Raw genomic sequence first — 18,231 nt, 5'->3', positions numbered from 1 at the left:
CCTCCCGGAATCAGAGTACGTTAAGAGGGATTTTCAGGTACTGGGTGCCGTTGTTCTCCGCCGGCGGCAAATGCCCGGCGCGCATATTCACCTGCACCGAGGGCAGGATCAGACGCGGCATGCCCAGGGTGGCGTCACGCTTCTCGCGCATGGCCACGAACTCCGCCTCGCCGACGCCCTGGTGCACATGAATATTGTCACGGCGCTGTTCGCCCACGGTGGTCTGCCAGTGGAACTCCTGGCGGTTGTCGGGCAGGTAATCGTGGCACAGGAACATGCGGGTGTCGTCGGGCAGGGCCAGCAGCTTCTGGATCGAGCGATACAGGGTGCGGGCGTCGCCGCCGGGGAAGTCACAGCGGGCGGTGCCGTAGTCCGGCATGAACAGGGTGTCGCCCACGAACACGGCGTCGCCGATCAGATGGCTCATGCAGGCCGGGGTGTGGCCGGGGGTGTGCAGGGCGCGGCAGGTCAGCTCGCCGAGCTGGTATTGCTCGCCGTCCCGGAACAGATGGTCGAACTGGCTGCCATCCCGGGGGAAATCCGGGCCGGCGTTGAACACCGTGCCGAAGGTCTCCTGCACGGTGCGGATCTGGTCACCGATGGCCAGCTTGCCGCCCACCCGGGCCTGAATCCAGGGCGCCGCCGACAGGTGGTCGGCATGCACATGGGTTTCCAGCAACCATTCCACGGTCAACGACCGGGCCTGTACGAAGTCCACCAGACGCTGGGCGCCCTGGTGGCTGGTGCGGCCGGAGTGGGGGTCGTAATCGAGCACCGAGTCGATGATGGCGCAATGGTTGGTTTGCGGATCGATCACCACATAGCTCACCGTATTGGTGTCGGTGTCGAAGAAGCTTTCCACCTGCGGCCGGGCTTCCCGGGGATGGGACGGAGCTGTGCTCATGACGGGCCTCCTGGAATGATGGCGGCCGCGCCTGGATAGCGCCGGCCGGACTCTTGTTATAGAGCCCGGCCAGTGGAAAGTCAAATTAAGTTATAAGCATATAACCAAAAAGTCTATGGGCGCGGAAAGGTATCCAGCAAAGCCCGTGCCCGGCGGCCCCGGTTCAGTACCACCAGCGCCAGGGCCAGCAGCAGGGTGGGCCAGGCGCCGGCCACCATGAACGGGGTTTCGCCCTGGCGGGGCTGGTATTCGCTGATCAGCAGGCCGCGCTCGAACTGGGGCAGGCGGTCGCGCACCTGGCCATGTTCATCGACCACGGCGGTGATGCCGTTATTGGTGTCACGCAGCAGCCAGCGGCCGGTTTCGATGGCGCGCAGCCGGCTCATCTGAAAATGCTGATGGGGCCCGGCGGAGGTGCCGAACCAGGCGTCGTTGCTGATGGTCAGCAGCACATCGGCGCCGGCGCTGCGGGTGGCCACCAGATCCGGATAGAGAATCTCATAGCAGATAAAGGGCGCGATCTCGTGGCCCAGGGCGTGCAGGTTGGGCTGGTTGGGATCACCCGGGGTAAAGCTGGACATGGGCAGATCGAAGAACGGAATCAGCCCGCGCAGCAGGTCCTGGAACGGCACGTACTCACCGAATGGCACCAGCTTCTGCTTATGGTAGACGCCGTCGTCGTGGTCGGTGCCGACCACCGCCACGCTGTTGTGGTAGGTGGTGGGCAGGTGGCGGTCGTCGCGCCAGGGCAGGCCGCTGATCAGCGCGCCGCCACGGGCGGCCAGGGCCTCGCCTTCACCGTCCACGAAGCCGCGAATGTCCTGGTAGAACTCGATCATCGCCGACTCCGGCCAGATCACCAGGGTGTCGTCGGGCACCTGGTCGGTGAGGCCGGCGTAGATCTCGCGGGTTTCCTGGCGCATGGTGGCCAGCCACTTGAGATCCTGGGGCACATTGCCCTGGGCCAGGGCCACCTTCTGGCGCTCGCCGCTGGGATGGGTAAAGGTCATTTGGCCGCCCACCAGGGCCGCCACCACCAGCAGCGCCGACAGCACCAGCGGGCCGGTGGCGCGCCCGCGCCGGGCGATCAGGTCGATGCCGGTGGCCGACAGCAGCACCGCCGCCAGGGTCATCGCCCAGATGCCGCCCAGCGGCGCCAGCCCGGACAGCGGTGTGTCGATGGTGGCGTAGCCGGCGTACAGCCAGGGGAAGCCGGTGAACAGCCAGCCGCGCACCCAGTCCAGCAGCACCCAGACCCCGGCGAACATCAGCGCGCCGCCGCCCAGCCGCCGGGTCAGCCAGAAGGTGGCGCCGTAGAACAGGGCCATCAGGGCGGCAAAGGCGCCGGTAAAGGGAATCGCCATCCACAGCGGCATAAAGCCGTAGTCGGTCATCGACACATGCAGCCAGCTGATCCCGAAGCCGAACAGGCCCACCCCGTACAACCAGCCGTACAGCAGGGCCCGGCGCGGCGTGGGCGCGCGCACCAGGGTCAGATAACCAAGGGCCAGGCTCACCGGCAGCAAGGGCCACAGGTCATAGGGGGCGAAGGCAAGGGGAAACAGAAGCCCGGCGATCAGGGCAAGCAGCAGGTTGAGCATGGGTGTGGTCGGTCCCGGTGCTGGATGGCGAAACGGGGCGGGGCCCCGGGCTGATGACGCCACGTTATACGCAAATTCAGTCGGTCACGCCATCGGCTGGTGGCCCGGAGGCCGGCGCTAGTCCGCGCCGGCGGTGGCGTTGGCGTCCAGCGGCGTGACCCGCAGCAGCCGGATGGTGCGCCCGTCGGCGCTCAGCACGGTAAAGCGGAAGCCGCCCATTTCCACCGCCTCTTCCCGTTGCGGAAGATGGCCGAAGGCCTGCATCACCAGGCCGCCGATGGTGTCGAATTCCTCGTCGCTGAAGCCGGTTTTGAAGTGTTCGTTGAACTCGTCGATGGGGGTCAGCGCCTTGACGGTGAAGTCGTCGCCTTCCAGATCCTTGATCAGGTAATCGTCGTCCTCGATGTCGTGCTCGTCCTCGATCTCGCCGACGATTTGTTCCAGCACGTCCTCGATGGTCACCAGGCCGGCCACGCCGCCGTATTCATTGACCACGATGGCCATATGGTTCTTGGTGATGCGGAATTCCCGCAGCAGCGAGTCCAGGCGCTTGGATTCCGGCACCACCATGGCGGAGCGCACATGGTCCTTGATCGAGAAACGTTCCATCTTGGCCGGTTCCAGGATCAGGGCCAGCAGGTCCTTGGCCAGCAGGATGCCGATGATTTCGTCCGGGTCGTCGCCCAGCACCGGAAAGCGGGAGTGGGCGCAGTCGATGATGGTGGGCAGGAAGTCACGGGGATCATCCGAGGCGCGGATGCTGACCATCTGCGAGCGCGGAATCAGAATTTCCCGCACCTGCATATCGGAGACGCAGATGGCGCCTTCGATAATGCCCAGGGTGTCGCCGTCGATCACGTCGCTGTCGCGCATGGAGCGCATCAGAGCCAGCAGTTCTTCCCGGGAGCCGGGGGTGGAGGTGAAAAACTGGCCGACGCGCTCCAGCCAACTTCGGCCGGTACCGCTATCGGAATAATCGTCCGACATCAGGGATTGAGCTCCATGCTTTCTGTGGAAAGTTGATCGTTAAAGGATTGATAGGGGTCAGGATAGCCCAATTCGGCCAGGGCGCGGACTTCCAAAGCTTCCATCAGCTCCGCGTCCTGGTCGTCGATATGGTCGTAGCCCAGCAGGTGCAGCACGCCGTGGGTGACCATGTGGGCCCAGTGGGCGTCCAGGGTTTTGTTCTGCTCGGCGGCTTCGCGGCGCACCACCGGCGCGCTGATCACGATATCGCCAAGCAGCGGTTCCAGGGCGTCCTCGGGCAGGCCCTCGGGCATGTCGAACGGAAAGGACAGCACATTGGTGGGCTTGTCCTTGCCCCGGTATTCCCGGTTCAGCGTGCGGATTTCCTGGTCGTCCACCACCCGCAGGGTGATGTCGCCGACCACGCCGCCGGCCACTTCGGCCGCTTTCAGGGCCCAGGCCCGCAAATCCGCTTCTTCAGGGGTGTCATCGGCGTTGCTGGCCCATTGGACCTCAACGCTGGGTGTCGGTATCCCGCTCATGACGGTCGTAGGCCTCTACTATGCGTTGCACCAGCGGGTGGCGGACCACGTCGCGGCTGTCGAAACGAGTGACGCCGATCTCGGCCTCGCCGTCCAGAACCTCCATGGCGTTGACCAGCCCGGAGCGCTGATGGCGGGGCAGATCCACCTGGGTCACGTCACCGGTGATCACCGCCTTGGAGCCGAAGCCGATGCGCGTCAGAAACATCTTCATCTGCTCCGGCGTGGTGTTCTGCGCCTCGTCCAGGATCACGAAGCTGTTGTTCAGGGTGCGCCCGCGCATATAGGCCAGCGGCGCCACCTCGATGACCATGCGGTCCATCAGCTTGGCCACCTTCTCGAAGCCGAGCATTTCATAAAGGGCGTCATAAAGGGGGCGCAGATAGGGGTCGATTTTTTCCGCCAGGTCGCCGGGCAGGAAGCCCAGCTTCTCGCCGGCCTCCACCGCCGGGCGCACCAGCAGAATGCGCTGCACCTCGGCTTTTTCCAGGGCGTCCACGGCACAGGCCACCGCCAGCCAGGTCTTGCCGGTGCCGGCCGGGCCGATGCCGAAATTGATATCGAAGCGGCGCACCTTTTTGACGTATTCCCGCTGATGGGCGCCGCGCGGTTTGATGCGCGCGCGCTTGGTGCGGATCACCACTTCATCGCTGGGGAAGGCCACGGTGTTGTCCGCCTTTTCCGCCAGCCCGGACTGCTGCAACTGCAGGTGCACCATCTCCGGGGTCAGGTCTTCCACTTCGGCGGTCTGCTCGTAAAGGTCACTGAGCACCGAGGAGGCGGCTTCCACCGCCTGGGAATCGCCGGACAAATGGAACACATTGCCGCGGTTGCGGATGTCCACCTTGAGGCGTTCGGCGATTTGTTTGATGTGCTCGTCCAGGCGCCCACAGAGGCTGGCCAGGCGACGGGAGTCGTAAGGTTCGAGACTGACTTGCTGGGAAGCGGCTGGTGTGTCCAAGTTGGGAAAGGGGGCCCCGCGGGCTGTTGACGATGAATTTGAGCATACCCCTAAGCCAGGCCCGGGGAAAGCGCTTGGAGACCGGTGCGCCGGCCTCACTTTCACGCGCACTCTAGCCGCCCGGTCAGGTCCGGGGCAAGAGGCGCGGGCCCGGTTGTCGGACAGTGCCGGCCGGCGGCCGCCTCAGTCCGGGATCAGCGCCCGTTTCTTGCTGCTGCCGGCGTCGATCTGATGGTAGGCGTCAATGGCGTCGGAGAACCGGATTTCCTGGAATTCCAGCGGTGCCGGCACCTCGCCGCTTTCAAAAAAAGCACCGATCCGGTCCAGCATGGCGGCGCTGGCGGGCAGCTCGTGGAGCATGGAATTGATGCCCACGATACTGCCACCCCGGCGGTACAGATTAATGATCGGTGTATCCACCCGGCCGCTGGTGGGCGCCGCGATCACCGCGATGCGCCCGAACGGGGCCAGGGTTTCCACCGCCGCCGGCAGCCAGAAACCGGTGGTGTCGAGGATCACTTCCGGGGCCTCGCCCAGCAGGGCGCGCACCTCGTCGGCCAGATTGTTAGCCTGCGGCAGGGTCAGGGCGCGCAGCCCCTGGTCGCCAAAATGCTCCACCTGGTCGGCGCGCCGCGCCGCCAGGATCACCCGGGCACCCAGCGCCCGCGCCAGCCCCGCCGCCGCCCGTGCCACCGCGCCGGCGCCGATGATCAGCATCGCGGTGCCGGCCTTTACCTGGCAGCGCTCCAGGGACTCCAGGGCGGTCAGGTAGGGCACGCCGCTGACCGCCGCCTGGGCGAAGGAGAGGGCCGCCGGCTTGCGGCTGACGCCGTTCGCCGGCACCACCAGATACTCCGCGTGGCTGCCGTCCCGGGTAAAGCCCGGGCCCTTGCCGCTGCCCCACACTTCCAGGCCGATCATGTGAGCCGGGCCGGCATCGATGACGCCGGCGAAATCGCGGCCGGGAATGCGTGGGGTGGTGGTGTAGGGAAAGCGGCCGAGCACGTTTTTCACGTCACTGGGGTTAAGGCCGGCGGCGCGGACCGCCACCCGCACCTCGCCCTCGCCCGGCTCCGGGTCCGGTCGCTCGGTGAGGGTCAGGTTGCCGAGGCTGCCGGTGGCGGAAAAAATCAGTGCTCGCATGGAGACTCCTTGGGATTCAGACCGCAGTGTAACCCGTGAGGCGCCGCGCTTTTACCGATTTTACAAAGGTCGATCAGGCCGGCCGCACCCGGGGGCCCAGGTCGCCGTCGCAGGTCACCGTCTGCAGATCCCGGGGCAGCAGGAACAGCGGTTCGTCCCGTTGCGGGTCCAGGTCGCGCCAGGCTTCCCGGTCCACTTCCACTTCCAGAATGCCCTGGCCCCAGCCGCGCGGCTCCAGTTCCACGGTGACGGTGCCGCCGAACACGCTGCGGCCGGCCACCCGCACCGGCAGCGAGGCGCTGTCGCTGGGCTGGCGGGCCAGCTCCGCTTCGTGGGGACGCAGATACAGGGTCAGGTCGCCGTTGGGGCAGGCGCCCCGGGTGTCCAGACGCAGATAGGCGTCGCCGTCACGCCATTGGTGGCCGTCGTAGCGGCCTTCCAGGGCATTGATATGGCCGAGAAAGTCGAACACGAAGCGGCTGGCCGGCTGCTCGTAGACCTGCAGCGGCGTGCCCACCTGCTCGATATGGCCCTGGCTCATGACTACCACCCGGTCGGAGACCTCCATGGCCTCTTCCTGGTCGTGGGTGACGAACAGGCTGGTCACGTCGATCTGCTCGTGCAGATGGCGCAGCCAGCGGCGCAGCTCCTTGCGCACCTTGGCGTCCAGGGCGCCGAACGGTTCGTCCAGCAGCAGTACCTCGGGCTTCAGCGCCAGGGCCCGGGCCAGGGCCACCCGTTGCTTCTGGCCGCCGGACAGCTGGGCCGGATAGCGGCCGCTCATGGTGTCCATCTGCACCAGTTCCAGTAGCTCGCGGACCCGGGCGCGGATAGCGTCCCGGCCGGGGCGCTCGCCGCGGGGCAGCATGCGCAGGCCGAAGGCCACGTTGTCGGCCACGGTGAGATGGCGGAACAAGGCGTACTGCTGGAACACGAAGCCCACCCGGCGGCGGCGGGCGTCCAGGGTGGTCACGTCCCGGTCGTTGAAGAACACCCGGCCCCGGTCCGGCTGTTCCAGGCCGGCGATGATGCGCAGCAGGGTGGTCTTGCCGGACCCGGACGGGCCCAGCAGGCCCACCAGCCCGCCGTCGGAGATGTCCAGGTTGATGTCGTCCAGCGCGGTGAAGCCGCCGAAGCGTTTGCGGATCGACTCGACGCGGATACTCACGGGGTTACCTCCTGGGCGGCATCGATTTTGTGGCGCTGGCGCCATTCCAGCACGGTTTTCAGCAGCAGGGTGATCAGTGCCAGGGCGGCCAGCAGGCCGGCGGCGGTGAACGCGCCCACGGTGTTGTAGTCCTCGTTGAGCATTTGGATCAGCAACGGCAGGGTCAGGGTCTCGCCGCGAATCAGCCCGGACACCACGCTCACCGCGCCGAACTCGCCCACCGCCCGGGCATTGGTGAGCACCACGCCATAGAGCAGCGCCCAGCGGATCTTCGGCAGGGTCACGTACCAGAACGCCTGCCAGCCGGAGGCGCCCAGCAGAATCGCCGCTTCCTCCTCCTCGGTGCCCTGGGACTGCATCAGCGGAATCAGTACCCGGGCCACATAGGGGCAGGTGACGAACACGGTGACCATGATCATGCCGGGCAGGGCGAACATCAGTTGCAGGCCCAGGGTGTCGTCCAGCCACTGGCCCACCACGCTCTGGCCGCCGTAGACCACCAGATAACAAAGGCCGGCCACCACCGGCGACATGGCGAACGGAATATCGATCAGGGTGGTAAGCAGCTTGCGGCCACGGAATTCGTAGCGGGTCACGCACCAGGCCAGCAGCACGCCGAACACCAGGTTCACCGGCACCGTCACCAGCGCCACGATCAGGGTCAGCTTGATGGCGCTGATCATATCGGTGCTGGTCAGGTTCTCCGCCACCACGGTGGCGCCCTGGGAAAACGCCTGGCTGAAGATCAGCACCAGCGGCAGCACCAGCAGCACCGCCACGGCGCCGAAGGCGGCCAGGATCAGGGCCCATTGGTGCCAGTGTCGGGGCATGGGGTGGTGACTCCGTTTCGGGGGTAAAAAGCCGGGCCCCGATTCTATATTCCGTATCAGCAAAATAAAGCGCTGTTTTAGAACATCTGGGTCTTCGGTTAGATCACCGGCCACCTTTCGCTTCGTTTGCGGTTCATCGCGCGTTAACGGCAATACTGCCTGCGACGCCCTTCCGCCCCCTCTCTGTAGGAGCGACTTTAGTCGCGACAAACGACGGCGCCACCGTCATCGCGGCTAAAACGGAGTGCCGCCCAGCCGCTCCTACCCCCCAACCCACACAGATCCGCGCCCCGGATAAAAGCGTCCCGCTAAAGAGCGACGAACATTTTTTTACCCTCGGTTACATCCAAAGTCCGCCCGGCTGCGTATCACCCCGGGAACCAGAGCGGTTCCAAACGGGCGCGAAGCCCGACTTCACAGTGATGCATTCCTGGTGGAACAAGGAGAAAAGCATGAACGCGAAAGGCAAAGGTTTGGGGTGGATGACGCCCCTGGCGATGGCGGTGGCCCTGGCCGCCTGTGGCGGCAACAGCGACAGCCGGCGGGCGCCGGGGGGCGGCGACGCGGCCCCGCGCGGCACGCCCCTGCTGGTGATGCACAACGGCGGCGGCATGGTCGGCCAGGTGGACCGCCTGGACGCCAATCTGAACGTGGTCTCCACCTTCGCGGCGGACGCCAACGAAGGCATCGCCCTGGACCTGCTGGGTAACCTGTACGCCGCCAACGACAGCGGCGGCGCCCCCAGCAGCCTGCAGGTGCTGGACCGCATCGCCACGCGCGCCGACGGCGCCAGCCCCGATGCCAGCCTGGACCGTGGCATTCCGGCGGACGGCTCCATGACCCTGAAGGGCATCGCCATCGCCCACCGGGCGGGCCTGGTGATGGCCGCCAACGTGGGCGGTAACAGCCTGGAGGTATTCGGCACCGCCACCGGCGAGAACGCCGTGCCCCTGGCCAGCACCGCCTTGCCGGCCAACGCCTGGGACCTGGTCTATGACGAAGACGCGGACCGGGTGTTCCTGGCGCTGACCAACGGCACCGTGCTGGTAATCGACGACTACGTGGCCGGCGGTTTCATGGCCACCCCGTCGCGCACCATCACCCCGGACAGCGCCGGCACGCCCTCCAACATTCATGGCATCGACTACCGCGCCGCCACCGATACCCTGGTGATCACCGACGTGGGCGACGCCGCCAGCGCCGATGACGGCGCCCTGTACGTGATCGAGAACGCCTCCACCGCCAGCGGCTCGGTGACCCCGGCGCGCACCGTGGCCGGCCCGGCCACCCGCCTGGGCAACCCGGTGGATCTGGTTCTCGACGGCACCACCGCCTATATCGCGGAAAAATCCAACGACGCGGTGCTGGTCTATCGCAACGTGTTCAGCGGCGCCAGCGGCAATGTGGCCCCCAGTCTGGCGGTGGACAGCGTCAAGCCGGAATCCCTGGCGCTGATCCTGGAGCGCGATGAGCGGGCCGGCCTGTCCGACATCGACAGCACCGGCGTCACCTTCACCGGGGTCGCGGTGACCAGCAACCCGCCGGCGCTGCCCGACGACCCGGACGTGGTGATCCTGGACACCGGCCTGACCAGTGAGCTGCGCGGCTTCTCCACCGGTCAGGATCGGGAAAGTCTGGCGTTCAACCAGATGGGCGATGCCTACCTGACCTTTGATACCGGGCTGGCGGTGCTTAACCGTCTGGCCACCGACCGCGACGGCGACACCGCCAACGACAGCCGCGACCGGGCCATCCAGGGGGCCAGCACCGGTCTGGTGGCGCCCAAGGGCTTCGACGTGGCCGACGGCCGGGGTTGGGTACTGGTCACCGACCAGGGCGACCCGGCGGTGCGGGTATTCGGCGCCCAGGCCGGCGGTGACGCCGAGCCCCTGTTCGTCACCGATCTGACCGTGGCGCCCTGGGACCTGGATTACGACCCGGCGGCGGACCGCCTGTATGTGGCGCTGACCGATGGCACCGTGGCGGTGTTCGATAACTACAGCAGCGAGCGCGGAGCCTCCGGCGCCGACCGCATCATCACCCCCGCCGAGGGTGGCGTTGCCTTCGCCGCGCCCACCAACCTGCACGGCATCGTCCATGTGGCCGCCACCAACCAGCTGATCCTGTCCGACGTGGGCAGCGGCGCCAACCCCACCGACGGCAAGCTGTATGTGCTGAACGGCGCGTCCACCGCCGCCGGCATCACCAATGTGGCGGTGCGCATCGACAACGGCGACAACAACAGCGTGGGCAACACCATGCTGGGCAACCCGGTGGACATCGCCTTCGACGGGGAGCACCTGTACGTGGCCGAGAAGTCCCAGGGCAAGGTACTGCGCTTCGACAACATCCTGGACTCCGCCGGTGGCGACATCGCGCCGTCACTGAGCTATGACCAGGCGTCGCCGGAATCCGTATCCCTGATCGCCGACTACCTGGGCCGCGCGCCCGAATAAGGACCGGCGGGCCGACCCTTCCGGATCAAGGAAGGGCGGCCCGCGCTTCCGGGGGTGATGCAATGACCGCCTTGACAGTCTCTTCTCGTCTTTACCGGCACGATCACGTCAACGCCTCCCACCCGGACCCCGCCATGGATGACGGCCAGCAAGACCTGGAACACGGTAATACCCTGCTGATGGCCAGTGCCGGCGGAGATCGCGGCGCCTTCCATCGGCTCTATCTTCGAGAAGCACCGCGACTTCTGGCCCTGGCCCGCCGGTTCACCGGCGACAGCGGGGCCGCCGAGGACGCGGTGCAGGAAACCTTCGTGCAGGCCTGGAGCAATGCGGATCGCTTCCACAGCGAACGGGGCAGCGCCCGGGCCTGGCTGCACGGCATTCTGCGGCTGCGCCTGCTCAGTCAGTATCGGGGCGCGCGGCACCAGCGCCATGACGACCTGCCCGGCGACGACTGGCCCGACCCCGGGCCCTCCCCGGAGCAGTGCTCCCTGGATGAGCGCCGCGACCGGGCCCTGCGCCTGTGCCTGCGTGGCTTGCGTGGCGAACGCCGGCGGCCGATCCTGATGGCGTTCTATCTGGGCTATACCTATGAACAGATCGCCGAACACCTGGCGGTGCCCCTGGGCACCATCAAAAGCCGGATTCGCTCCGGCCTGAAGGGCCTTGAGGAGTGCCTGAGGCTATGATTCCCGACCACCCTCAAGAGCGCCGGCTGCTGATCGCCGAGTACGTGCTCGGCTTGCATCAGGGCGAGCGTGTGCAGGAAATCGAACGCTGGCTGGCGCTGGACGCGGAGGCGGCCCGGCTCGCCCAGCACTGGCGCGAAGCCTGGACCGGCGCCGCCGAATTGCTGCCGGAGGAGCGCCTGCCGCCCCATCTTTGGCGGCGGGTGGCGCGCCAGGCCGGCCTGGCCCAGCCCTGGTGGCGGGCCGGCTGGGCCAGTGCCTCGCTATGGCGCACGGTGAGTGCCGCGCTGCTGGTGGCGGTGGTGTTGCTGGCCGGGCCCCTGCGCGCCCCGGCGCCGGTCTACACCGTTGTGCTGCAGGCCCCCGGTGAGGCGGCCAATCCGGGCTGGCGCGTTACCGTCTCCGACAACGGCGACCTGCGGCTTACGCCCCTGGTGGAAGGCCAGTACGCCAGCGACCGCAGCGTGCAGTTCTGGACCCTGGAAAACAACGCCCCCGGCCCCCGCTCCCTGGGCCTGGTGCAACCGGGCCGCACCCTGGTGATCCCCGCCAGCCAGGTGGGCGGCGTGGAAAGCGGCCAACTGTTCGAACTGACCCTGGAACCGCAGGGCGGCTCGCCCAAGGATCGTCCCACCGGGCCGGTGTTGTTTATCGGGCGGGCGGTGGAGATATAGGGGAGAGCTTTAAGCTGCAGGCTTCAAGCTACAAGCAAAACACCTCCAGAGAGGCTTGACGGGCTTTTAGGGGGTGTCACGCTGTTCTGGCTTGCAGCTTGCAGCTTGCAGCTTGCAGCTTGCAGCTTGCAGCTTGCAGCTTGCAGCTTGCAGCTTGCAGCTTGCAGCTTGCAGCTTGCATCGCGGCTGAAGCCGCTCCTACGTGGATTAGCGGTTGTAGGAGCGGCTTCAGCCGCGATCAGCCCCCCTGCCAGCGCTTGATCATCCGCCCCTGCACCACCTGAATCCCGAACAACAGAACCAGCGATGCGCCGAGGATCACCGATGCCAGGGCGCTGGCGGCGGCGAAGTCGTATTCTTCCAGACGGATGTTCACCAGCAGCGAAATGATTTCGGTTTCGAACGGCATGTTGCCGGCGATAAAGATCACCGCGCCGTATTCGCCCAGGCTGCGGGTAAACGCCAGGGCGGTGCCGGTGAGCAGGGCCGGCATCAGTTGCGCCAGCACCACCTTGAAGAACGACGCCATGGGTGAGGCGCCCAGGGTGGCGGCGGCTTCTTCCACGTCCGGGGTCAGGTCTTCCAGCACCGGCTGCACCGCGCGCACCACGAACGGCAGGCTGGTGAAGCTCATGGCGATCATGATGCCCAGCGGCGTGTAGGCCACCGGAATGCCGACGGCCTCGAACCACTGGCCGAGCCAGCCGTTGGCGGCGAACAGGGCCGACAGGGTCAGGCCGGCCACGGCGGTGGGCAGGGCGAAGGGCAGGTCCACCAGGGCGTCCATGACCCGGCGGCCGGGGAAGCGGTAGCGCACCAGCACCCAGGCCAGCAGCATGCCGACCACGGCGTTGATCAGGCTGGCGCCGGCGGCGGCCAGCACCGTGACCTTGAAGCTGGCCAGACTGCGCGGGTTGCTGATCACCGACCAGTAGCGGTCCCAGCTCATATCACTGACATGCAGCACCAGCCCGGACAGCGGCACCAGGATCACCAGAGAGATAAACAACACGCTCAGCGAGAAGCTGAGCGTGAAGCCGGGCAGAACCGAATGTCGGGTGCGCAGGATCGCCAATTAACGCAGGCTCCGTGCCTTGGCCTGAAGTTTGTCGAGTTCGCCGCCGGAGGCGAAGTGGGTCTGCTGGGCGTTTTCCCAGGAACCGAAGTAATCCTCGACCTTGAGCAGCTTCACCGGCGGGAACTGGTCCTCGGTGGCCTTCACCACTTCCGGATTGTGCACCCGGTAGTTGAAGGTGGTGAGCAGCTGCTGAATGTTCTTGCTGTACAGGTATTCCAAGTACTCGGTGGCCACCTCGCGGGTACCGCGCTTGTCCACCACCTTGTCCACCACGGTGACCGGGAATTCCGCCAGCACGGACGTCTTGGGTACCACCACCTCGTAGTCGCCGGTGCCGTACTGTTTGCGGATGTTGTTGACCTCGGACTCGAAGCTGATCAGCACGTCGCCGATTTCCCGGTCGGCGAAGGTCACGGTGGCGCCCCGGCCGCCGGAGTCGAACACCGACACATTGGCCAGGAAGTGGGCCATGTAGTCGCGGATTTTTTCCTCGTCGCCGTCGAACCGTTCCTCGGCGGCCATCCAGGCGGCCAGGTAGGTGTAGCGGCCATTACCGGAGGTCTTGGGGTTGGGGAACACCACGTTCACCCCGTCCTTGGCCAGATCGGCCCAGCCCTGGATGTTCTTGGGGTTGCCCTTGCGCACCAGGAAGGCGGTGGTGGAGTAGTAGGGGCTGGAGTTGTTCGGCAGCCGGGTGTTCCAGTCCGCCGGAATCAGGTTGCCCTTGTCGTGGAGCACGTTCACGTCGGTGACCTGGTTGAAGGTCACCACGTCCGCGTCCAGACCCTGAAGGATGGCGCGGGCCTGCTTGGAGGAGCCGGCGTGGGACTGCTTGATGGTGATGTCCTCACCGGTTTTTTCCTTCCAGTGGGCCTGGAATTCCGGGTTATAGGCCTGGAACAGTTCCCGGGCGATATCGTAGGAACTGTTGAGAATGGTCTGCTGGGCACCGGCCAGGGAGGCCAGGGACAGCAAAGCGGCGGTCAGCCAAACACGCATTTGTCGGCTCCTTGCGGAAAGAGTGGAATGGACGCCAGTTTATATAACCGCCGGTTTAAATAAAGAACACGCTTAAACGAATTTGGAATTTCAATATGAGCAACGGATGCCGCCCGCCGGCGGCGACTCCCCGGGCCGGACCGCGCTGTGTAGGAGCGACTTCAGTCGCGATGGCCCGGCGCCATCTTCAGGCGGGTCGCGGCGTTCGCCACCGTTGATCGCGACTGAAGCGGAGTGCCGCCCAGTCGCTCCTACAACAATCCCAAGCCTTCAGCCGGCTTCGGAAAACGCTTTCAAGCCGCCGCGCAGGGAGTTGGGCAGCGCTTCCAGGATCTCCACGTCCACGAAATCGCCGATCAGGTCGATATCGTCACTGGTGAAGTTCACCACCCGGTTGTTCTCGGTGCGGCCCTTGAGCTGGCCCGGGTCCTTCTTGGAGAAGCCGTCCACCAGGATGCGCTGGGTGGTGCCCACCATCTTGCGGGAAATATCCAGGGCCTGCTGGTTGATGCGCTGCTGCAGAATGCGCAGGCGCTCCTTCTTGACCTCCATGGGCACGTCGTCCGGCAGGTCCGCCGCCGGGGTGCCGGGGCGCGGGCTGTAGATAAAGCTGAACGAGGCGTCGTAGCCGATGTCGGCGATCAGGTTCATGGTCGCCTCGAAATCCGCGTCGGTTTCGCCGGGGAAGCCGATGATGAAATCGGAGCTGTAGGAGATGTCCGGGCGGATGCGGCGCAGCTTGCGCAGCTTGGCCTTGTACTCCAACGCGGTGTGGTTGCGCTTCATCAGCGCCAGAATCCGGTCGGAGCCGGACTGCACCGGCAGATGCAGGTGATCCACCAGTTCCGGAATCTCCCGGTACACCTCGATCAGGGCGTCGGAGAATTCCATCGGGTGGCTGGTGGTGTAGCGGATGCGGTCGATGCCGTCGATCTGACGCACCAGCAATAACAGCTCGGCGAAATCCAGGGTCTCGCCGTTGGCGCCCCGGCCCCGGTAGGCGTTCACGTTCTGGCCCAGCAGGTTGACCTCGCGCACCCCCAGGTCGGCGAGATGGCGGATCTCGTCGAGCACCGGCTGCACCGGACGGCTCACTTCCTCGCCCCGGGTGTAGGGCACCACGCAGAAGGTGCAGTACTTGGAGCAGCCTTCCATGATCGACACGAAGGCGCTGGGGCCGTCCACGCTGGGTTCCGGCAGATTGTCGAATTTCTCGATTTCCGGGAAGGTCACGTCGATGGCCAGGGACCGGGTGCTGGCGGCCTGGGTGATCAGGCCGGGCAGGCGGTGCAGGGTCTGCGGGCCGAACACCACGTCCACATAGGGGGCGCGCTCACGGATCGCCTCGCCTTCCTGGCTGGCCACGCAGCCCCCCACGCCGATAATCAGGTCCGGGTTGCGGTCCTTCAGACGCTTCCAGCGGCCCAGCTGATGGAACACCTTCTCCTGGGCTTTCTCGCGGATCGAGCAGGTGTTGAGCAGCAACACGTCCGCCTCTTCCGGATTGTCCGTGGGCTGCAGATCGTGGCTCGACCCCAACAGATCCGCCATGCGGGTGGAGTCGTATTCGTTCATCTGGCAGCCGTGGGTCTGGATAAACAGCTTGCGGGCCATGGGGAACACCGTCGATCGCTGGAAAATGGGCGCCGATTGTACCGCCGGAGGGGGCAAACTGCGAACCCCGGCCGTGGCAAAACGCCACAGCGGCGCCCTGGGCGGGACCCGCCCGGCGCGGTATCATCCGGCGCGCCGTTCCTGATCCGGAGCCAACCATGACTTTGCTGCCCGCCCTGGCCGGCCGGCTGGGCCTGCCGGGCCTGTTACTGGCCCTGGCCGCCTGCGCCGAGCCGCCGCCGGAATTACCGGTGAACACCCGCCTGGGCGGGGATTTCACCCTCACCGACCACCGTGGCGAGCCGTTCCAACTGGCCGACCAGCGCGGCCGTGTGGTGCTGATGTTCTTCGGCTATACCCATTGCCCGGACATTTGCCCGGCGACCCTGGCCCGGGTCTCCCAGGTGTACCGCAACCTGAAGGAGGCCGGTGACGCGGAGCGGGTGCAGCCCCTGTTCATTACCTTCGACCCGCGACGGGATACCCCCGAGCACCTCAGCGAGTACGTGCCCTGGTTCAAGGCCAATGTGATCGGCCTGACCGGCGACGAGGAGCAAATCCGCGCGGTGGCGGAGCAGTATGGCGTGGTCTATCTGCAATCCGCCGACGACGGCTCGGGCTACGACTTTACCCACAGTGACTACGTTTACCTGCTGGACCAGCAGGGGCGGGTGCGCAAGCTGTACCCGTCGGACTTCGACATCGACGAGGTGATCCATGATGTACAAAGCCTTCTTTAACGCCCTCACCGGCGCGGCGCTGCTGGCCCTGGCCGGCGCCGCCGCCGCCGACGATCTGGTACTGGAAGACGCCTGGCTGCGCGCCGTGCCGCCGGTGTCGCCGACCATGGCCGGCTACTTCACCCTGCGCAACGATGGCGACCAGGCGGTGGAACTCATCGGCGCCAAAACCGACATCGCCGGCATGGCCATGCTGCACGACACCGAAACCACCGATGACGGCCAGGCGCGCATGGTGCATCTCAGTGGCATCACCCTGGAGCCCGGTGACGAGGCCACCTTCGCCCCCGGTGGCAAGCACCTGATGCTGATGAAGGTGGACACCATTCCGGAAGCCGGCGAAAGCGTGGAAATCTGCCTCACTTTCCGTGACCGCGAAGACCTCTGCGGCGACTTCCCGGTGCGCCGCGAAGCGCCCTGAGCGCCCCCTCCGCCGCGCCCGCAGGGTTGACCGCGGGCGCGGCCCTTTCTGTTAGCCTGGACCCCACTCCTACACACTCCGACTGATCAGGGAGAGGGACCATGCTGTTTGCTCCGCGCGCCTGGCGCGCCGTGCTCGCCGCCGCCGGCCTGGCGTTGGCCAGTGGCGCCAGCTCCGACGATGTCATTCTTGAAAACGCCTGGCTGCGCGCCGTGCCGCCGGTGGCCCCGGCCATGGCCGGCTATTTCGAACTGCGCAACAACGGCAACCGCTCGGTACGCCTGGAAGGCGCCGAGGCCCGTTCCGCCACTGGCGCCGCGCTGTTGGAAACGCGCACCGGCAAGGATGGCCGGCGCCGGGATCGGGCGTTGGATTCGGTGCGGCTGGACCCCGGCGACCGGCTGCGTTTCCGGCCCGGCCGGCGCTTTCTGCAATTGACCGGGCTCACCGATGTGCCGCGCGCCGGCGACCGGGTGGAGGTGTGCCTGACGTTCAGCAATCACGACGATGTGTGCGGGGACTTTCAGGTACGTCACAGCACCCCGTGAGTGGGGCGGACGGTTGCGGGAAAATCAGGGAAGGGAATTAAAAAACACCGTGGGGCCTGCTTGCGTTTCCAGCGAGGACCAGGGAGGGCCCCACGGTGTGAAAAAGGTTGGGCGGGGGGAGATGGCCCGCCCGAAGATCGTGACTTACAGAATGGCTTGCTTAGAAAGACAGCGCATAGGAGACCACGAACAGGGTGTCGTTGGCGTCGTCCATGTTGTCGTCATCGGAGTCGACAATCTTGGAGACGGTGAAGCCCAGCTCGTCGGTCATGGCATAGGTCAGGTCCACGTGGGTGTAGTCGGATGAATCCGCGTCGAAGTCGAAGTAGCCCACGTTGATGCCGAACTGATCGTAGCTGTAGCCCAGGTTGTAGTAGTTGTCCTTGTTGTCCACGGCGCTGCTGCCGTGGCCGTAGTCGCCCACGCCGATATAGGCGGCGGCGGAGAAGCCAGCCAGGCCGAAGGCGGCGACCACTTCCTGGAAGTCGGCGTCAGTGGCGTTCGGGTAGTTGTAGTCGACGAAGGACAGGTCGTAGGAGAAGTCACCCACGGCGCCGCCGTAGCCGGCGTACAGGTCATATTCCATGCCGCCGGTGCTGGCATCGCCGTCAGCGTCGCTGTCGTTCTCGGAGCTGCCCCACACACCGGCGTACAGGCCGGAAGAATGCGCGTAGTCCAAGCCACCGAAGACCTGGGCATTACCGGCGGACAGATCCTGACCACGCCACAGGTAGATGTTGGCCACACCCACGTTGCCGCTGACTTCGGCGGCGGCCATGGACGGAGCGATCAGGCCGGTGGCGGCGGTGGCTGCCACGGTGGCGGCCAAAACGGTCTTCTTCATCTTAGATACGTGTTTCATGTGCAACCCTCTTTGCAAATAACTGTTCTAAGTTG

Annotated in this window: 18 protein-coding genes; 6 read left to right on the top strand and 12 right to left on the bottom strand. The window is 66.0% G+C overall.

What is annotated here, in order from left to right; genetic code table 11:
- Window positions 1–10 precede the first annotated feature (10 nt).
- From FGS76_RS11885 to cysW, 8 genes are all read right to left on the bottom strand, one after another.
- Complete coding sequence (locus FGS76_RS11885) at window positions 11–904, bottom strand: MBL fold metallo-hydrolase (RefSeq protein ID WP_138772860.1); 894 nt, start codon at window positions 902–904, stop codon at window positions 11–13.
- Window positions 905–1,017: 113 nt separating this feature from the next.
- The gene (gene lnt, locus FGS76_RS11880; protein WP_138772859.1) at window positions 1,018–2,505 is read right to left on the bottom strand and encodes an apolipoprotein N-acyltransferase; all 1,488 of its coding nucleotides are present in this window, start codon (window positions 2,503–2,505) and stop codon (window positions 1,018–1,020) included.
- 117 nt (window positions 2,506–2,622) lie between these two features.
- Window positions 2,623–3,492: an HlyC/CorC family transporter gene (locus tag FGS76_RS11875; RefSeq protein WP_138772858.1), complete on the bottom strand. Its 870-nt coding sequence runs from the start codon at window positions 3,490–3,492 to the stop codon at window positions 2,623–2,625.
- Window positions 3,492–4,013 carry an rRNA maturation RNase YbeY gene (gene ybeY / locus FGS76_RS11870; RefSeq protein ID WP_138772857.1) on the bottom strand — a complete coding sequence of 174 codons (522 nt, stop codon included), beginning with the start codon at window positions 4,011–4,013 and terminating at the stop codon, window positions 3,492–3,494. Before ybeY ends, FGS76_RS11875 begins: the two co-directional genes overlap by 1 nt.
- Window positions 3,985–4,974 (bottom strand): PhoH family protein, encoded by a 990-nt coding sequence (locus tag FGS76_RS11865; RefSeq protein ID WP_138772856.1) that lies wholly within the window; start codon window positions 4,972–4,974, stop codon window positions 3,985–3,987. Before FGS76_RS11865 ends, ybeY begins: the two co-directional genes overlap by 29 nt.
- Before the next feature lie 183 nt (window positions 4,975–5,157).
- Window positions 5,158–6,117 (bottom strand): quinone oxidoreductase family protein, encoded by a 960-nt coding sequence (locus tag FGS76_RS11860; protein WP_138772855.1) that lies wholly within the window; start codon window positions 6,115–6,117, stop codon window positions 5,158–5,160.
- Window positions 6,118–6,190: 73 nt separating this feature from the next.
- Window positions 6,191–7,285: a sulfate/molybdate ABC transporter ATP-binding protein gene (locus tag FGS76_RS11855; RefSeq protein ID WP_138772854.1), complete on the bottom strand. Its 1,095-nt coding sequence runs from the start codon at window positions 7,283–7,285 to the stop codon at window positions 6,191–6,193.
- Entirely contained in the window at window positions 7,282–8,115 is an 834-nt protein-coding gene (gene cysW / locus FGS76_RS11850) for a sulfate ABC transporter permease subunit CysW (protein ID WP_138772853.1), read from the bottom strand. Before cysW ends, FGS76_RS11855 begins: the two co-directional genes overlap by 4 nt.
- Window positions 8,116–8,567: 452 nt before the next feature.
- On the opposite strand from cysW, the gene FGS76_RS11845 reads away from it, so the two are divergent.
- The 3 genes from FGS76_RS11845 (at window position 8,568) to FGS76_RS11835 (ending at window position 11,934) form a co-directional block, all read left to right on the top strand.
- Window positions 8,568–10,571: an NHL repeat-containing protein gene (locus FGS76_RS11845; protein ID WP_138772852.1), complete on the top strand. Its 2,004-nt coding sequence runs from the start codon at window positions 8,568–8,570 to the stop codon at window positions 10,569–10,571.
- A 62-nt stretch (window positions 10,572–10,633) separates the two neighbouring features.
- On the top strand, window positions 10,634–11,260 hold the full coding sequence (locus FGS76_RS11840; RefSeq protein ID WP_138772851.1) for an RNA polymerase sigma factor: 627 nt from the start codon (window positions 10,634–10,636) through the stop codon (window positions 11,258–11,260).
- Window positions 11,257–11,934, top strand: a complete 678-nt coding sequence (locus FGS76_RS11835; RefSeq protein WP_138772850.1) for an anti-sigma factor — start codon at window positions 11,257–11,259, stop codon at window positions 11,932–11,934. The genes FGS76_RS11840 and FGS76_RS11835 overlap by 4 nt, the downstream gene beginning before the upstream one ends.
- A gap of 238 nt (window positions 11,935–12,172) precedes the next feature.
- Here the strand turns inward: FGS76_RS11835 and cysT are convergent, their stop codons facing one another.
- The 3 genes from cysT to miaB form a co-directional block, all read right to left on the bottom strand.
- Window positions 12,173–13,003 (bottom strand): sulfate ABC transporter permease subunit CysT, encoded by an 831-nt coding sequence (gene cysT / locus FGS76_RS11830; protein WP_240692526.1) that lies wholly within the window; start codon window positions 13,001–13,003, stop codon window positions 12,173–12,175.
- Window positions 13,004–13,009: 6 nt separating this feature from the next.
- A complete protein-coding gene (gene cysP / locus FGS76_RS11825) occupies window positions 13,010–14,011 on the bottom strand; it encodes a thiosulfate ABC transporter substrate-binding protein CysP (RefSeq protein WP_138772848.1) in 1,002 nt (333 codons plus the stop codon).
- 270 nt (window positions 14,012–14,281) lie between these two features.
- A complete protein-coding gene (gene miaB / locus FGS76_RS11820; protein ID WP_138772847.1) occupies window positions 14,282–15,625 on the bottom strand; it encodes a tRNA (N6-isopentenyl adenosine(37)-C2)-methylthiotransferase MiaB in 1,344 nt (447 codons plus the stop codon).
- Window positions 15,626–15,783: 158 nt separating this feature from the next.
- On the opposite strand from miaB, the gene FGS76_RS11815 reads away from it, so the two are divergent.
- The 3 genes from FGS76_RS11815 to FGS76_RS11805 all read left to right on the top strand — a co-directional run bounded on the left by FGS76_RS11815 (window position 15,784) and on the right by FGS76_RS11805 (window position 17,334).
- On the top strand, window positions 15,784–16,365 hold the full coding sequence (locus FGS76_RS11815) for an SCO family protein (RefSeq protein ID WP_138772846.1): 582 nt from the start codon (window positions 15,784–15,786) through the stop codon (window positions 16,363–16,365).
- Complete coding sequence (locus FGS76_RS11810) at window positions 16,343–16,786, top strand: copper chaperone PCu(A)C (protein ID WP_138772845.1); 444 nt, start codon at window positions 16,343–16,345, stop codon at window positions 16,784–16,786. Before FGS76_RS11815 ends, FGS76_RS11810 begins: the two co-directional genes overlap by 23 nt.
- Before the next feature lie 101 nt (window positions 16,787–16,887).
- A complete protein-coding gene (locus FGS76_RS11805) occupies window positions 16,888–17,334 on the top strand; it encodes a copper chaperone PCu(A)C (RefSeq protein WP_138772844.1) in 447 nt (148 codons plus the stop codon).
- Window positions 17,335–17,494: 160 nt separating this feature from the next.
- Here FGS76_RS11805 and FGS76_RS11800 read toward each other — a convergent pair whose 3' ends face one another.
- The gene (locus tag FGS76_RS11800; protein WP_138772843.1) at window positions 17,495–18,196 is read right to left on the bottom strand and encodes a TorF family putative porin; all 702 of its coding nucleotides are present in this window, start codon (window positions 18,194–18,196) and stop codon (window positions 17,495–17,497) included.
- Window positions 18,197–18,231 lie beyond the last annotated feature (35 nt).

This window comes from Alloalcanivorax gelatiniphagus (genome assembly GCF_005938655.1).
In the GTDB taxonomy this organism is placed as follows: domain Bacteria; phylum Pseudomonadota; class Gammaproteobacteria; order Pseudomonadales; family Alcanivoracaceae; genus Alloalcanivorax; species Alloalcanivorax gelatiniphagus.
This window is presented reverse-complemented; position numbering and strand designations above follow the sequence as displayed.